This is a genomic window from Ruegeria sp. K3, assembly GCF_056531845.1.
In genome coordinates this window covers 204,269-218,770 of sequence record NZ_JBQFMM010000001.1, presented here as the reverse complement: position 1 = coordinate 218,770, position 14,502 = coordinate 204,269, and the positions used below count along the sequence as shown (strand labels likewise).

The 14,502-nt window shown below is 58.4% G+C and carries 17 protein-coding genes; 7 read left to right on the top strand and 10 right to left on the bottom strand.

What is annotated here, in order from left to right:
- Positions 1 to 32 precede the first annotated feature (32 nt).
- A complete protein-coding gene (locus ACR0MP_RS01040; protein WP_170397287.1) occupies positions 33 to 527 on the bottom strand; it encodes a GNAT family N-acetyltransferase in 495 nt (164 codons plus the stop codon).
- Positions 528 to 599: 72 nt separating this feature from the next.
- Between ACR0MP_RS01040 and ACR0MP_RS01035 the strand changes: the two genes are divergently transcribed.
- Together ACR0MP_RS01035 and ACR0MP_RS01030 are read left to right on the top strand one after the other, a co-directional pair.
- A complete protein-coding gene (locus ACR0MP_RS01035) occupies positions 600 to 1,205 on the top strand; it encodes a flavin reductase family protein (protein ID WP_170511439.1) in 606 nt (201 codons plus the stop codon).
- Positions 1,205 to 1,849 carry a CatB-related O-acetyltransferase gene (locus ACR0MP_RS01030; RefSeq protein ID WP_170736492.1) on the top strand — a complete coding sequence of 215 codons (645 nt, stop codon included), beginning with the start codon at positions 1,205 to 1,207 and terminating at the stop codon, positions 1,847 to 1,849. The genes ACR0MP_RS01035 and ACR0MP_RS01030 overlap by 1 nt, the downstream gene beginning before the upstream one ends.
- A 30-nt stretch (positions 1,850 to 1,879) precedes the next feature.
- Here ACR0MP_RS01030 and ACR0MP_RS01025 read toward each other — a convergent pair whose 3' ends face one another.
- Positions 1,880 to 3,514 carry a SulP family inorganic anion transporter gene (locus ACR0MP_RS01025; RefSeq protein WP_480885559.1) on the bottom strand — a complete coding sequence of 545 codons (1,635 nt, stop codon included), beginning with the start codon at positions 3,512 to 3,514 and terminating at the stop codon, positions 1,880 to 1,882.
- A gap of 205 nt (positions 3,515 to 3,719) precedes the next feature.
- Between ACR0MP_RS01025 and ACR0MP_RS01020 the strand changes: the two genes are divergently transcribed.
- The gene (locus tag ACR0MP_RS01020) at positions 3,720 to 4,592 is read left to right on the top strand and encodes an S-methyl-5'-thioadenosine phosphorylase (RefSeq protein WP_170404278.1); all 873 of its coding nucleotides are present in this window, start codon (positions 3,720 to 3,722) and stop codon (positions 4,590 to 4,592) included.
- Positions 4,593 to 4,594: 2 nt separating this feature from the next.
- Here ACR0MP_RS01020 and ACR0MP_RS01015 read toward each other — a convergent pair whose 3' ends face one another.
- Positions 4,595 to 5,452, bottom strand: coding sequence for an alpha/beta hydrolase (locus tag ACR0MP_RS01015; protein WP_170404281.1), 858 nt, complete (start codon positions 5,450 to 5,452; stop codon positions 4,595 to 4,597).
- Between the two features lie 283 nt (positions 5,453 to 5,735).
- Between ACR0MP_RS01015 and ACR0MP_RS01010 the strand changes: the two genes are divergently transcribed.
- A complete protein-coding gene (locus tag ACR0MP_RS01010; RefSeq protein WP_170397298.1) occupies positions 5,736 to 6,365 on the top strand; it encodes a LysE family translocator in 630 nt (209 codons plus the stop codon).
- A gap of 2 nt (positions 6,366 to 6,367) precedes the next feature.
- On the opposite strand, the gene ACR0MP_RS01005 is transcribed toward ACR0MP_RS01010, so the two are convergent.
- Positions 6,368 to 6,541 (bottom strand): hypothetical protein, encoded by a 174-nt coding sequence (locus tag ACR0MP_RS01005; RefSeq protein WP_170404284.1) that lies wholly within the window; start codon positions 6,539 to 6,541, stop codon positions 6,368 to 6,370.
- 107 nt (positions 6,542 to 6,648) lie between these two features.
- Here ACR0MP_RS01005 and ACR0MP_RS01000 point away from each other — a divergent pair, with 107 nt between their 5' ends.
- The 3 genes from ACR0MP_RS01000 (at position 6,649) to ACR0MP_RS00990 (ending at position 8,059) form a co-directional block, all read left to right on the top strand.
- Positions 6,649 to 6,783 carry a hypothetical protein gene (locus ACR0MP_RS01000; protein WP_255612018.1) on the top strand — a complete coding sequence of 45 codons (135 nt, stop codon included), beginning with the start codon at positions 6,649 to 6,651 and terminating at the stop codon, positions 6,781 to 6,783.
- An 82-nt stretch (positions 6,784 to 6,865) separates the two neighbouring features.
- Positions 6,866 to 7,405: an adenine phosphoribosyltransferase gene (locus ACR0MP_RS00995; protein WP_010441681.1), complete on the top strand. Its 540-nt coding sequence runs from the start codon at positions 6,866 to 6,868 to the stop codon at positions 7,403 to 7,405.
- Between the two features lie 171 nt (positions 7,406 to 7,576).
- Complete coding sequence (locus ACR0MP_RS00990; RefSeq protein WP_170397302.1) at positions 7,577 to 8,059, top strand: fasciclin domain-containing protein; 483 nt, start codon at positions 7,577 to 7,579, stop codon at positions 8,057 to 8,059.
- Positions 8,060 to 8,098: 39 nt separating this feature from the next.
- Here the strand turns inward: ACR0MP_RS00990 and ACR0MP_RS00985 are convergent, their stop codons facing one another.
- From ACR0MP_RS00985 to ACR0MP_RS00960, 6 genes are all read right to left on the bottom strand, one after another.
- Positions 8,099 to 9,511, bottom strand: coding sequence for an FAD-binding oxidoreductase (locus tag ACR0MP_RS00985; protein ID WP_480885556.1), 1,413 nt, complete (start codon positions 9,509 to 9,511; stop codon positions 8,099 to 8,101).
- A gap of 38 nt (positions 9,512 to 9,549) precedes the next feature.
- Positions 9,550 to 10,341, bottom strand: coding sequence for an MBL fold metallo-hydrolase (locus ACR0MP_RS00980; protein ID WP_480885877.1), 792 nt, complete (start codon positions 10,339 to 10,341; stop codon positions 9,550 to 9,552).
- 128 nt (positions 10,342 to 10,469) lie between these two features.
- Positions 10,470 to 11,054, bottom strand: a complete 585-nt coding sequence (locus ACR0MP_RS00975) for a GNAT family N-acetyltransferase (protein WP_170397308.1) — start codon at positions 11,052 to 11,054, stop codon at positions 10,470 to 10,472.
- Entirely contained in the window at positions 11,054 to 12,316 is a 1,263-nt protein-coding gene (locus ACR0MP_RS00970) for a M16 family metallopeptidase (RefSeq protein WP_170736494.1), read from the bottom strand. The genes ACR0MP_RS00975 and ACR0MP_RS00970 overlap by 1 nt, the downstream gene beginning before the upstream one ends.
- Positions 12,313 to 13,701 carry a threonine synthase gene (thrC, locus tag ACR0MP_RS00965; RefSeq protein WP_170404296.1) on the bottom strand — a complete coding sequence of 463 codons (1,389 nt, stop codon included), beginning with the start codon at positions 13,699 to 13,701 and terminating at the stop codon, positions 12,313 to 12,315. The genes ACR0MP_RS00970 and thrC overlap by 4 nt, the downstream gene beginning before the upstream one ends.
- A complete protein-coding gene (locus ACR0MP_RS00960; protein ID WP_170511377.1) occupies positions 13,698 to 14,375 on the bottom strand; it encodes an SURF1 family protein in 678 nt (225 codons plus the stop codon). The genes thrC and ACR0MP_RS00960 overlap by 4 nt, the downstream gene beginning before the upstream one ends.
- Positions 14,376 to 14,502: the final 127 nt, after the last annotated feature.

The following is a 14,502-nucleotide window of genomic DNA, read 5'->3' as shown; positions in this document are numbered from 1 at the left end:
ACATCGGGACTTTGCAGCGGGTTTTCAATGGGTCAACGGGTCCAGCGACTAACAAGCCCCTGAATTTCGGACCAAACTCCGGGGGTCAATTCCAAACCCAGTATGCGATCAGGGTTGGTGGGCGGGGGCATTTCGACACCCGTCAGCGGGGTGAACCCGAACCGGGCATAATAGGGCGCATCGCCCACAAGCATGACGCGATCCCACCCTTTGGCGCGCCCGGCCTCTACCCCCTGATGGATCAGATATCCGCCCAACCCTTCGCCTTGATGGGTCGGGTGGACCGCCACTGGACCTAGCAGCAGCGCGTCATGTTCACCCACATGCACGGGCCAAAACCGGATTGCACCAGCCAGAATGCCCTGCCCATCGCGCGCGACCTGCGACAGGCCAGCGACAGGCGGCACGTCATCGCGCAGACGATAAGACGACAACGCCTCGCGCCCCGGAGCAAAGCACAGGTCATAGAGCGCTTCGACCTCCCACCAGTCTTCCGGCTCTTCCGGCCTGATCTTGAATTGCTGCACGCGCGCCCTCTTATCCTTGCTGGAAATCGCCCTAGCACTTCGATAGGCCTTGGGCAAACGCTTGGAGTCCATATGTTCTATCGCCCCGAAGACGGCCACGGCCTGCCACACAACCCCTTCAACGCCATCATAACCCCACGCCCGATCGGCTGGATTTCGACGCGCGATGCTGACGGGATCAACAACCTGGCCCCGTATTCCTTCTTCAATGGTGTCGCTTATACACCGCCCCAGGTGATGTTCGCCTCAACCGGCTCCAAACACGATCAGGATGGCGGCAAGGACAGCATCGCCAATATCGAGGCCACGAAGGTATTCTGCGTCAACGTGGTGGCCCATGCGCATCGCGACGCAATGAATGCCAGCTCAGAGGGTTTGGAAAAGCACGTCGACGAGTTCACACATGCTGGGCTGACACCCGTTGAATGCGAAACCATAAATTGCTCTCGGGTCGAGGGAGCGCCCGCAGCGCTGGAATGCAAACTTACCCAGATCGTAACTCTGCCGGGTGAGTCCAATCGGGTGGTGTTCGGAGAGGTCACTGGTGTGCACCTGCACGATGACCACATCCGTGACGGCAAATTTGACGTGACCTCATTCAACCCGCTCGCGCGGTTGGGTTATCGGGACTATTCTGTGGTGACAGAATTGTTCAGCCTTTCACGCCCGGATGACTAATGCCACTGCCTGATCCTACACGCAGATATCCGATTGTTCTGCCCGACGGCTCTAGCCACAACGGAACAGTGTTTCTGTCTCAGGCCATCGATCATCCCCGCTTTGAGGCCGGAGCTTACACTTATGCTTCGGATTTCGATGCGCCGAAGGACTGGGCGCAGCGGCTTGCACCGTATCTGTTTCCCTTTTCAGAAGAAAAGCTGATGCTGGGCAAGTTCTGCCAAATCGCTCATGGAGTAAGGTTTATCACTGCCTCCGCAAATCACGCGACCGATGGCTTGACCTGCTTTCCATTTCCAATCTTCGATCCGGATCGCATGTCAGGCTACCAGCCTGATACACGTGATACCGTTATCGGGCACGATGTCTGGATCGGTTACGGAGCTTTGATTTTACCCGGAGCGCAGATCGGAAATGGCGCGATTGTTGGCGCAGGCTCGGTCGTGCGGGGTCAGGTTCCACCCTATGCAGTCGTTACCGGAAATCCGGCAAAAGTCCGGCGCTATCGTTTTGATCACGATGTGATTGAAAGGCTGCAAGACTTGCGATGGTGGGATTGGCCCGCAGAAACAATCACTCGGGCCGAAGATGCCTTGCTTTCAGGCAATATCGATGCGTTGGAGCGCATTGCTTCTGAGATATAAGGCGGCCAATCCGGCCGCCCTTTCGCGTATTCAGTGCCCGCCCAGAATACCGGTGCGGACCGAATAATCCACAGCCAGTTCGTAATCCGGGTCATCATCGCTGTCGACCATCAGATGGCCGGCCTTGTTCAGCAGTGTATGACAGTCACGGCTCAGGTGCCGCAGCATGACGCGTTTGCCAGCCGCTTCGTATTTGGCGGCGATGTTTTCGATAGCCTGCAGCGCGGATTGGTCCACGACACGGCTGGCTGCAAAGTCGATGATGACGGTCTCGGGGTCGTTTGTTACGTCGAACAGCTCCACGAAGCCCTCGGACGAGCCAAAGAACAGCGGGCCCTGAATTTCATAGACCTTCGCCCCTTCTTCCGTTTCCGAGTCGCGCGTAACCGCGTGGATGCGTTTGGCGTTATTCCATGCATAAGCCAGGGCAGAGACAATCACACCTACCACAACAGCCACCGCAAGGTCTTCCATCACGGTGACGACTGTCACCAGTACGATCACGAACGCATCCATCAAAGGCACCTTGCGCATGATCTTCAGCGAATTCCAGGCGAAGGTTCCGATCACCACCATGAACATCACACCGACAAGTGCGGCCAGTGGAATCTGCTCGATCAGAGGCGAACCCACGAGGATGAAGAGCAACAGAAATAGCGCTGCAGCGATACCTGCGATACGCGTGCGCCCGCCTGACTTCACGTTGATCATCGACTGACCGATCATCGCACAACCGCCCATACCGCCGAAGAAGCCAGTGACCACGTTCGCTGTGCCTTGCGCGATACATTCCTGCGAGGCACCACCGCGCTTGCCGGTAATCTCACCCACAAGGTTCAGCGTCAGCAGGGATTCAATCAGACCGATTGCGGCAAGGATCAGGGCATAGGGCAGGATGATTTCAAAGGTCTCCCAGTTCAGCGGCACCATAGGTATATGGAAGCTGGGCAGGCCGCCTTCGATCGAAGCCAGATCACCGACACGCGGGACGTCCAGCCCAATGCCAATGACCAAAGCAGCGACAACAAAAATCCCGGCCAGAGGCGCTGGGATGACGCGGGTGATGCGGGGCATGATCCAGATCACAGCCATGGTCAGAGAAACCAGACCCAGCATTGTGTAGAGCTGTAGGCCTGAAAGCCACTCGCCACCGCCCATGCCGTGGCCGGTATTTTCCATGGTTCCGGGCACTTTGAATTGCCCCAGCTGCGCCAGAAAGATCACAATCGCCAGGCCGTTCACAAAGCCCAGCATCACCGGATGCGGCACAAGTCGGATGAACCGGCCCCAATGCATCGCACCTGCGATGATCTGCATAATCCCCATCAGCACCACCGTTGCGAACAGGTATTCGACCCCGTGTTGTGCGACCAGTGCGACCATGACAACCGCAAGCGCCCCGGTCGCGCCCGAGATCATGCCGGGGCGACCACCGATCAACGCAGTGATCAGACCGACCAGAAACGCCGCGTAAAGCCCGACCAGAGGGTGCACCCCGGCGACAAAGGCAAAGGCCACGGCTTCGGGGACCAGCGCCAAGGCGACGGTGAGACCGGACAGCAGTTCGATCCGCAGGCGGGAAAAGGTCAATCCCTCATCCGGGACCCAGCGCAAATCGGGTTTGGCTATACGATTGGCAAAGCTTGCCAGCATGGCTCGGGGCATGGATCGGTCCTGTTGGTCGGTTTTGTTCGCGCGAAAGGGGCCTTCTAGCGGTCAAACCGGTCTTGAGATACCGCGCCAGGCGGGACCCTGATATGCGCCCTGCGCATAGCTTGACCCAAGCACACACAAACCGTTGAACCCACTTGTCAAATGAAGCTGTGGCCCGCAGAACTCACACAGCAGGAATTTTCAATGGAGAGCACTCGTGACCCAAACAATAATCGCCGTCATTGGAGGATCGGGCATTTATGACATCGATGGTCTGGAGAATGCCGAGTGGGTCACAGTAGAAACGCCATGGGGCGATCCGTCGGATCAGATCCTGACCGGGTCGCTGGATGGGGTCGAAATGGCCTTCTTGCCGCGTCACGGTCGCGGACATGTGCACTCGCCGACCGAGGTGCCCTATCGCGCCAATATCGACGCGTTGAAACGGCTTGGCGTAACGGATGTAATCTCAGTCTCGGCCTGCGGGTCGTTCCGCGAACATATGGCGCCGGGTGATTTCGTGATCGTGGATCAGTTCATCGATCGAACATTTGCCCGTGAAAAGAGCTTTTTCGGGACTGGCTGCGTCGCCCATGTCAGTGTTGCGCATCCGACCTGCCCGCGCCTGTCGGACGCTTGTGAGACTGCTGGCAAGACGGCTGGTATCACCATCCACCGAGGTGGAACCTATCTGGCGATGGAAGGACCGCAATTCTCGTCATTGGCGGAATCCAAATTATATCGCGAACAATGGGGGTGCGACGTGATCGGCATGACCAACATGCCCGAAGCGAAACTCGCCCGCGAGGCCGAGCTTTGTTATGCCTCAATTGCCATGGTCACCGACTATGACAGCTGGCACCCTGATCACGGTGAAGTCGACGTGGCCGCCATCATCGCCACGCTGACCGGTAATGCGGAAAAAGGCCGGGCATTGGTCAAAGGTCTACCCACTCTGCTGGGGACCGACCGTGCGCCCTGCCCGCATGGCTGCGACCGGGCGCTGGAGTATGCCATCCTGACCGCGCCTGAAAAGCGCGATCCGGAATTGTTGGCCAAGCTGGATGCTGTGGCTGGGCGGGTGTTATGAACTCAGTTCTGAGACAGGTTCTTTTGCACCTCGTCCCATAGGCCATGCGACCACAAATCGTTGTGGGTACCGTCGGGGATCACGTAAATCTGCGCGGTATCGGACATCTCGGCCAGAGCTTTTCCGTGATGCAGTGGAATAGTTTCATCCTCGGTGCCGTGAAAAATCAACGTCGGCACCGAGATCTGTTCGATAAGATCACGTGTGGCGAACTGATCCCTCATCAAGGCTGAGACCGGCAGGAAAGGATAGCGTTCCGCCGCGACATCAACGGTTGCAGTGAACGGGGCCTCAAGCACCAGAAGTTCTGCATCGGGACGCTCGGCTGCCACAGCGGCAGCAATGCCGGTGCCGAGGCTCTGACCGTGCAGCACCACAGCTTCGCCCTGACCCGCCAGCCTGTCATAGAGCTGAACTCCATCAGAGATCAGCGCCAGTTCCGAGGGCTCGCCTTCGCTGCCCGGAAAGCCGCGATAGCTGGGGGCAAGCAGCCCGTAGCCCGAGTTGAGGATTTCGCGCAGCCGTTCAGCACGGTCCCCCAGATTGCCGCTTTGGCCGTGGAAGAATAGGACGGTCGGTGCATCCGGGATTGCAGCGGGTGCAGCCCAGACCGTCAGGGCAGTACCATCAGCCATTGTCAGCGACAGCGCATCAACATCCGACAACCCCACCGAAGCCGGATCCGGTAACGTACCTTCGGGTTTGTACAGCAGAGATTGCTGGTTGAAAAACATGTATCCGAGGACGCCCGCATACAAGATCGCCCCGGCCAACAGCAGTCCTACCAAGATGCTTTTGAGGCGCTCGACACCGGATCTGGCGCGGCCGGTATCGGCCTCAGCGTGTTGGGTTTGAACCATGGCTCCCTCCTTTGGGTCGCATTGCGAGAGTGGGGTACATTGGAGGCGTTTCAAGATGCATAAGCCAAGCTTCATCCAATCTTAAACCTGTTGCGGCAATCCCAGATCGCATTGCACGCCTGAATTCCCTGCCCCATGTCCTCGGTATTTAGGCGACCCCGGCTTCGCAAATCCGAACGCCAACCCGTTGGAGCCGGTGTTTCACCACGAGAATGGCCCGCAAAGCCTTGACCAATACGTCGTGCCAAGGCTTGGTGTGGGAAACACTCTAATAGGATACTCCATGTCCATTGAAATCTGGCTGGCCTTTGTGGCCGCTTCGACTGCGCTGCTGCTGATCCCAGGCCCGACCGTGTTGCTGGTGCTTAGCTATGCGCTGTCGAAAGGACGCAGTGTGGCGGTTGCCTCGGCCACTGGGGTCGCATTGGGGGATTTGGTGGCGATGACCGCGTCGCTGCTGGGGCTGGGGGCGCTGGTGCTGGCCTCTGCCACACTGTTTACCGTGCTGAAATGGGTTGGGGCAGCCTATCTGGTCTGGCTGGGTGTAAAACTCCTGCGCAGCGCACCGTCGGGCGGGCTGCAAGCAATTGAAACCGAACGTGACGTGACCGCCCGCAGTGTTTTTGGCCATGCCGCTGCAGTCACCGCGCTGAACCCGAAATCCATTGCCTTCTTCATCGCTTTCGTACCGCAATTCTTGCGTCCAGCCGAGCCTTTGGGTCCGCAATTCGCGATCCTGATCGCAACATTTGTGGGTCTCGCGGGGTTGAACGCGCTGGCCTACGCGCTGCTGGCGGACAAGCTGCGCCGGATGATCGGACGCGCGAATGTCATCACGACCATGACCCGGTTCGGAGGGTTGACCCTGATCGGAATGGGCATCGCCACAGCGGTTCTGCGCCGCCCGGCGTGATTTCAGTTTTCAGCGTTTTCCTTCATGAACCCCCGGATAAACCGGCGAATTTCGCGGGCGGCGGAGGTGTCCAGATCCCTGCACAACTCGACGAATGCATCGCGCTCATCCTTGTCGAGACGCAAAATCAACTGACTGTTTTTCTTGGTAGATTTCTTTCCATCTTTCTTGGTCACACGTCCAGTCCCCGTCCTGCCCTTGATTCTAAGCGCGATGCATTGTATATACATAGAATATAAAATGTAGATATCGCGCACATAACAGCAAAAGTGAGATTAAAGCAATGAACCTTCATGTCGCGCAAGCCATTCTTCTTCGGGATCAACGCAACTGGCGCAAGCCGCACCTGTCCTGGCTTCCGAACGCGCTGTATCGCTACTACGGCCTGCCTAACGCCATGCGCGGCCGCAGCAAGTAGCCGCAGGGGCCAGAGTTCTCTTGCATGACCCCACCTTATGGGCGAAATACCCCGCGCGTGTTTGATGCCAAAGGGGTGGCCCATGTCCAGAAACAAAACGGTCAAGGATTACATTCGGACCATCGTCGATTTCCCGCATGAAGGGATCATGTTCCGCGATGTCACCACCCTGTTTGCCGACCCGCGTGGGTTCCGCATGGCAATCGACCAGATGTTGCACCCTTACGCCGGTGAGCGAATCGACAAAGTTGTGGGCCTTGAGGCGCGCGGCTTTATTCTGGGCGGTGCGATTGCCCACCAGCTGAGCGTTGGATTCGTGCCGATCCGCAAAAAGGGCAAACTGCCCGGCACCACGATCAGCCAGGACTACAAGCTGGAATATGGCGAGGCGATCGTCGAAATTCACGATGACGCCATCCAGCCGGGTGAGAAGATCCTGGTCGTTGATGATCTTCTGGCTACCGGAGGCACCGCCGCCGCGGGGATCAAGCTGATCGAACGGCTGGGCGGCGAGATCATCTCATGCGCGTTCATCATCGATCTGCCCGAATTGGGTGGTCGCAAAGCGCTGGAAGATTTGGGCATGGACGTGCACGTTCTGTGCGAGTTCGAAGGGCTCTGATCTCCACAAACTTCACAAACTCGTGACTGGAAATCGCGTGCGCCGCAGGCTTAGCGCGATTGGGGTCACATTCAAGAAACAGTTGCCTCTGGATTCTGTGATCTTGTCGCGACCTGACTGCGTACCCCGAATGATGCCACCTAAGGCATTCTCAACAAGGGAAATCATGTCATGTTGCGCAAATTCGCTGTTGCTGGAGTTGCCAGTTTTCTGTTGACCACCTCTGCTTTGGCAGATGGGCACGCCAAGGATATCGTCGATACTGCGGTGGGCGCGGGCAGTTTTGAAACGCTCGTCGCTGCCGTTCAGGCCGCCGAACTGGTTGAAACGCTGAAAGGCGAAGGGCCGTTCACCGTTTTCGCCCCAACGGATGAGGCTTTTGCAGCGCTGCCCGAGGGCACGGTCGAAAATCTTCTGAAGCCCGAAAACAAGGACCAGTTGGTCGCAGTGCTGACCTATCACGTTGTCCCGGGCAAAGTGATGTCGGGTGATCTGTCCGATGACATGACCGCCGCCACCGTGCAGGGCGGAGATATCACCATCGATCTCGACAATGGCGTCATGGTGAATGATGCCAACGTTGTGCAAGCCGATATCGAAGCCGAGAACGGCGTGATCCATGTGATCGACAAGGTCATTCTGCCCGCGTCGTAAAGAACCGCAGCGCCCCGGTATACGTCCGGGGCGCGTCTATTAGGCCAGAACCACCCCGGGGTTCATAATCCCCTGAGGATCAAGCGCTGTTTTAATCGCCCTCATGGCCTGCAACTTGACCGGATCACCATAGCGTTCCAGATCATCTGTCTTGAGCCTACCAACACCGTGTTCGGCGCTGACCGATCCACCAAATTCTTGAACCAGATCATGTACCGCGCGTTTGACCGCGCCCCGCTGTGCGACAAACTCCGCCTTATCTTGCCCGGCAGGTGGAAACACGTTATAGTGCAGATTACCGTCGCCCAGATGTCCAAAGCAGTTCACGCGAAACGGCCCCTGCCCAGCCACCACATCCGCACCGCGCCGAATGAACTCTGGAATGCGGGAAATCGGGACCGAGATATCATGGCTGGAAACTGACCCGATCAGCCGGTTGGCCTCGGGGATGCGCTCGCGCACGGCCCAGAGATCTGACCGCTGTGCTTCGCTCTGCGCGATGACCGCATCGCGGACCAGATCGCGCTCATCAGCGGCGACATAAATCGCCTCAAGCATGTCCGAAGGGTCTTGGCCGACAGACAGGCCCAGCTCGATCAACACACTCCATTCCGGTTTTGCCGCAAAGGGTTGCCGCACGTCGGGCAAAACCTCGGTCAGGAATTTGAGTCCCTGCCCATGGATCAACTCAAACGTACTGACCGCTTCCCCCACTTGATCCCGCGCCACTGACAACAGATCAATGGCAGCCTCGGGTGAGGAGACCTGAAACATTGCGGTTCCAACGCCCCTGGGTCGCGGGAACAGCTTCAACGCCGCCGCCGTAATTATGCCAAGTGTCCCTTCGGACCCGATCATCAGGTTACGCAGGTCATAACCGGTGTTGTCCTTACGCAACCGGCTAAGCCCATGCCAGATCTCACCACTGGGCAATACCACCTCAAGCCCCAGGCACAGATCGCGCGCATTGCCATAGCGCAGCACATTCACGCCACCCGCATTGGTGGCCAGATTGCCGCCAATCCGGCAAGAACCCTGCGCAGCCAGCGACAGGGGAAATAGACGGTCCGCATCTTCAGCGGCGGCCTGGACGTCGGCCAGAATCGCACCGGCCTCGGCCACAAGTATGTTCTCGGTGGGGTAAGTCGCCCGTATCGCCGTCATCCGTTCCAGGGAAACGATCAAAGGGACAGGACCATCCGGATAAACCTGCCCTCCTACCAGACCGGTGCCGCCGCCATAAGGGACAACAGGCACCCGAGCGTCTGCGGCCAATTGCACCAGAGCCGACACATCTTCCACAGTGCGTGGCAAGGCAAGCAAACCGGGCTGCCCGACAAACCGCTGACGCGGCTCTTCAAGGTAACGATCTGCAATCGGGCGCAAAACGTCAGCACCCAATTGGGCTCTGATTGCTTCGGCAAGGCGGCTGTCTGCAGGGTTCAGTTTCATGGCTCTTCCCTGCCAAAGGCCACGGGCCGCGACAAGCCCTATTCCAGCTCTATCAGGTACTGAGGCTCCAGCACCACAACCGTCGGCCTGTCGGGCAGCGTGCGCAACGAGACGACAATCTCGGACACCCCATCCCGTTCAACCGGGAATTCATCCCGAATATCCACCAAAAACCGCTGGATCGAAAAGTCCGAGAACCAATGCATCGGGATAATGACCGAGCTTTTGAGGCGTTTCAGAACCTGAACCATCTCGGGCAAGGGCATCGTGGTGCCTCCGTCCACCGCCGCCATGACCACATCCAGCCGACCCAGTGCAGCGAATTGTTCATCCGACGGAATGTGATGCAGATGCCCCAGATGGCCGATGCACAACCCCTCGACCTCGAACACAAAGATCGAGTTTCCGCGATCTTCAATACCGCCATAGGCCGAACGGATATCGGTCGACACATTGCGAATCAGCATCTCACCCAGATCAAGATGGTGCTCGATGCCTTCGCCGAACTCGCCCCAGCCCGGCAAGACATACGGGATGGCCGGATCGGGATGGGCAGTCCAGTGGGTGCTGTGCGCATGGTTCATTGTGACCACGTCAGGAATTAGCGCAGCGCCGCCGATAAAACCGGTGAAATCGGTCACCGCGTTCAGCCCGCCCTGTGTCTGGATCAGAAACGATGCATGCGCGACATAGCTGATACGAACCGAAAACTCGGGCACGGGATCCTGCCACGCCGCTTTGTGAAGATATTCAATCCCCGGTGCCGCATCTGCGATGGCGATGCAGTGACTAGGCCGCCGCTCCTGCGCCACAGCCCCGCCTGCAATCATCATCAGTCCCGCAACAAACCGCCACATAGGGCAAGTGTAGCGCAATGGGCCAACAAGTCATGCCCTTGTTGATCTGGCCACGGATATCTCCAGGACAGGAGGCTTGCCATGCCTGGCGGCAGAGCCCTCTAGCCTGCCTCAGTCTTGCCCCGACGATCGGACCTTAGGCTGGCATACAGAACATGTGTTCGCCAGCGCCCATTGATCTGCAGATAAGACTGCGCCACGCCTTCGTATTTGAAGCCTGAGCTTTCCAGCAGACCGCGAGAGGCCTTGTTCTCAGGCAAACACGCGGCCTCGATCCGGCTTAAATCAAGACGGGTGAAGGCGTGATGAACAACGGCGCCAATTGCTTCGCGCATGAACCCCTGACGCGCAAAGGCTTGCCCGGTCCAATAACCCAAGGTGCCAGCCTGCGCCGGACCACGGCGAACATTGTCCAACGTGATCGCCCCCAGCAGAATATTGTCTGTGCGACGAAACAGGAACAGAGGTATCGCCGTTCCACTCGCGACTGAGCGCTGGGCCCAATAGACCCGGTTGGTAAACGACTTTCGGCTCAGATGGTCCTTGGCCCAAACCGGCTCCCACGGCACCAGATAGTCCTTTGAAGCACGCCGCAAGGCGGTCCAGTCGTTGAAGTCGGAATGCATGGGCGGGCGCAGCGTCAAGCGCTCGGTTTCGAGTTTCAGCTTGCGTCTGCCTAACAGCATCAAGCCGCGCGCCTCTCCTGTAAGTCAGCCAGTGACGGTGCACCCGAGACCGGGCCATAAAGCGCCAGCGCGGCCGGGGCTTTGACTGCCATGTCTTCGGCAAAGGCACGCACGTCCTCGGTGCTGACCGCATCGATCTTGGCCACGGTGTCCTCAAGCGAGGGCACACGTCCCCAGATCTGCACCAGTCGCGCCAGACGTTCGGCCCGGTTCGATGGGCTTTCCAGCCCCATCAGCATCCCGGCCTTCATCTGGGCCCGCGCACGGGCAACCTCTTCTGCGCTCATGTCTTCGGCAGCGCGCTTCATCTCGTCGATGGTAATCGTCGCCAATTCGCCCACCTGATCGGCCGAGGTGCCTGCGTAAATCGTTGTCGTACCGGTATCCGCATAAGCACCGGTCTGAGCAAAGATCGTATAACAAAGCCCGCGAGTTTCGCGCACTTCCTGAAACAGGCGCGAGGACATGCCTCCACCCAGAGCGGTCGAGTAAATCTGGGCCGTATAGATCGCATCATCGCGATAGCCCGGACTTTCCAGCGCCAGCGCGAAATGCGCCTGCTCCAGTTCTTTCTCCTGCCGCGCCTCACCACCAGTGAACCGCGCAGCGTCGGGGATCAGACCCTTGCGCGGCTGCAGGTGGCCGAACATCTCTTCGGCCAGTTTCATCAGCGCATCGTGGTCCACAGCTCCAGCTGCAGACAGGATCATCTGTTCCGGCCCGTAGTGTTCGGCCACGAAACCAGACAAGTCCTCGCGGGAAAACGCACTGACGCGCTCGGTCGGGCCCAGAATGGTGCGGCCAAGGGGTTGGTCGTGATAGCTCTGCTCTTGCAGCCAGTCAAAGATTACATCGTCCGGCGTATCATAGGCCTGACCGATTTCCTGCAGGATCACGCCGCGCTCGACCTCGATCTCGCGCGGGTCGAATACCGGGTTCAGGACGATGTCGCCGATGACATCCATGGCCAGCGCCACATCGTCCTTCAATACGCGTGCATAATAGGCCGTAACTTCGCGCGAGGTATAGGCGTTGATGTACCCGCCCACATCCTCGATCGCTTCGGCGATTTGCAGCGCAGAACGCCGCTGGGTTCCCTTGAACGCCATATGCTCAAGGAAATGCGCGATACCGTTCTGCTCGATCCGCTCGTGCCGCCCACCGGCGGTTACCCAGATGCCGATGGCCGCAGATTGCAGCCCCGGCATATGTTCACTGACGACACGAAATCCGTTCTTCAGTTGGTCCTGTCTGACTGTCACTCAGCAATATGCCTTCTGATATGATCCTCAAGGGCACCCAGATCGTTCGCAACGCGGGTCACCCGTTCCGGACGTTCATACAGATCAGACATGCGGGATGGAAGAGGCGGATGTTCGCCGCTTGCCTTCTCGACGGCTGCCGGGAACTTCGCGGGATGCGCGGTTGCGAGCGTGATCATGGGCACATCGGCAGCGCGGTGGTCTTCAGCCACTTTGATCCCAACGGCGGTGTGCGGACAAACCAACTCGGCGCTGTGGACCATCGTGCGCCTGATCGTCTCAAGCGTCTCGTCCTCAGAAACGCGGCCCGAGTCAAAGCTTTCTCGCAGAGCCTCCATCGCGCCTTGGCTGACATTGAAGCCTCCGCTCTTGAGTTCGTCCATCAACTGAGCGACTGCGCCGCCATCTTCGCCATAGGCGTAGTACAGTGCACGTTCAAAGTTCGAGCTAACCTGAATATCCATCGACGGGCTGATCGAAGGGATCGTGTCACCCTTGAAATACCCCTCGCCTGAGAGGCAACGGTGCAGGATGTCGTTCTGGTTGGTCGCCACCACCAGACGATCGATGGGCAGCCCCATACGTTTGGCCAGATAGCCTGCGAAGATATCGCCGAAATTCCCTGTCGGCACGGTAAAGCTGACCTTGCGATGTGGCGCGCCGAGGCTGACGGCGGCGGAGAAATAGTAAACGATCTGTGCCAACACGCGGGCGAAGTTGATCGAATTGACGCCTGCAAGTTTCACACCGTCGCGGAAATCAAAGTCGTTGAACATGTCTTTGAGCGCTGCCTGACAGTCATCGAAATCGCCGTCTACCGCCAAAGCGTGCACATTACTGTCTGCAGGCGTAGTCATCTGACGGCGCTGCACTTCTGAAACACGGCCATGCGGGAACAGGATGAACACATCCACCGCATCCAGGCCACGGAACGCTTCGATTGCGGCAGAACCGGTGTCACCGCTCGTCGCGCCGACAATGGTAACGCGATCTTCGCGCCGTTTGAGCGCGACCTGGAACAGCTGGCCGATTAGCTGCATGGCAAAATCTTTGAAGGCCAGTGTGGGTCCGTGAAACAGCTCCAGCAGAAAATGGTTCTCGTTCAGCTGCTTCAAGGGCGCGCGGGCGTCATGGCCGAAGCCCTCATAAGCGCGCGCTATGATATCTTTGAACTCATCATCAGAGAACGAGCCACTCACATAGGGCCACATCACGCGGAATGCGATTTCTTCGTAGGACAAGCCAGCCAACGCAGCAATTTCGTCCTGCGACATCACCGGAATTTCAGCGGGCAAGTACAGACCACCATCACGGGCCAGTCCGGTCAGCATCGCCTCTTCAAAGGTCAGTTCGGGCGCCTGCCCGCGGGTTGAGATGTATTTCATGTCGCGTCACTTTCGGAATTGGCACGGCTGCGCCACAGGAAGTATCCGGTCATTGCGGCCCAGACCAGAGCAAGACCAAACCAGATGATTGCATATTGCAAATGATCGTTGGGGATGCCCGCCGTATCCACCGGCATTGGCGTTACATTCGGATCGGTTTCCGAGCGGGCAATCAGCAACACCGGCTCAGCCCCCAGCGCGGCGGCCAGACTGGGCACATCACGGGCGAACCAGATGTTGCCGTCAATATCTGCGTCAGGCGTGTAGCCATCAACTTCATCGGGCCAGTGCAGGTTGCCGGTGATTTCCATCGGGCCAGTCAGGCGAACAGCCTGCTTGGCTGTGGTCGGCACAAAGCCGCGATCCACCAGAATAGTCCGGTCGTCGGTGGCAAAGGACTGGATGATCCGATACCCCGGCCCCACCTGCTTGACCGAAACCAAAACGTGGATCTCGCCCGGTTCGATCTCGCCTGTGACCGTCACCGGCAGGTATTTGTCCGCATCTTCGGACACCTGCAATGGCAAGGCGACAGGATCGGCAGCGATGCGGCTTTCGATCTCGGCCAGCACCTCCTGTTTCCAGGTCAGCCGCTGCAGTTGCCAAGTGCCCAGCGACAGCAGCAGGCCCAGACCGGCAAAGCCGAAGATCAGCAGAAACAGAATGCGACGCATATTGGGATCAGACCTTGTTGCGTGAACCGGCGCCTTGTTAAGGGGCACGTGAACCGAAGTGCAACCATGTAATTGTATGGGGCGCAATCTTGCGCCCCTGATTGAGAAAAAGCCGCCCCGTGGGGCG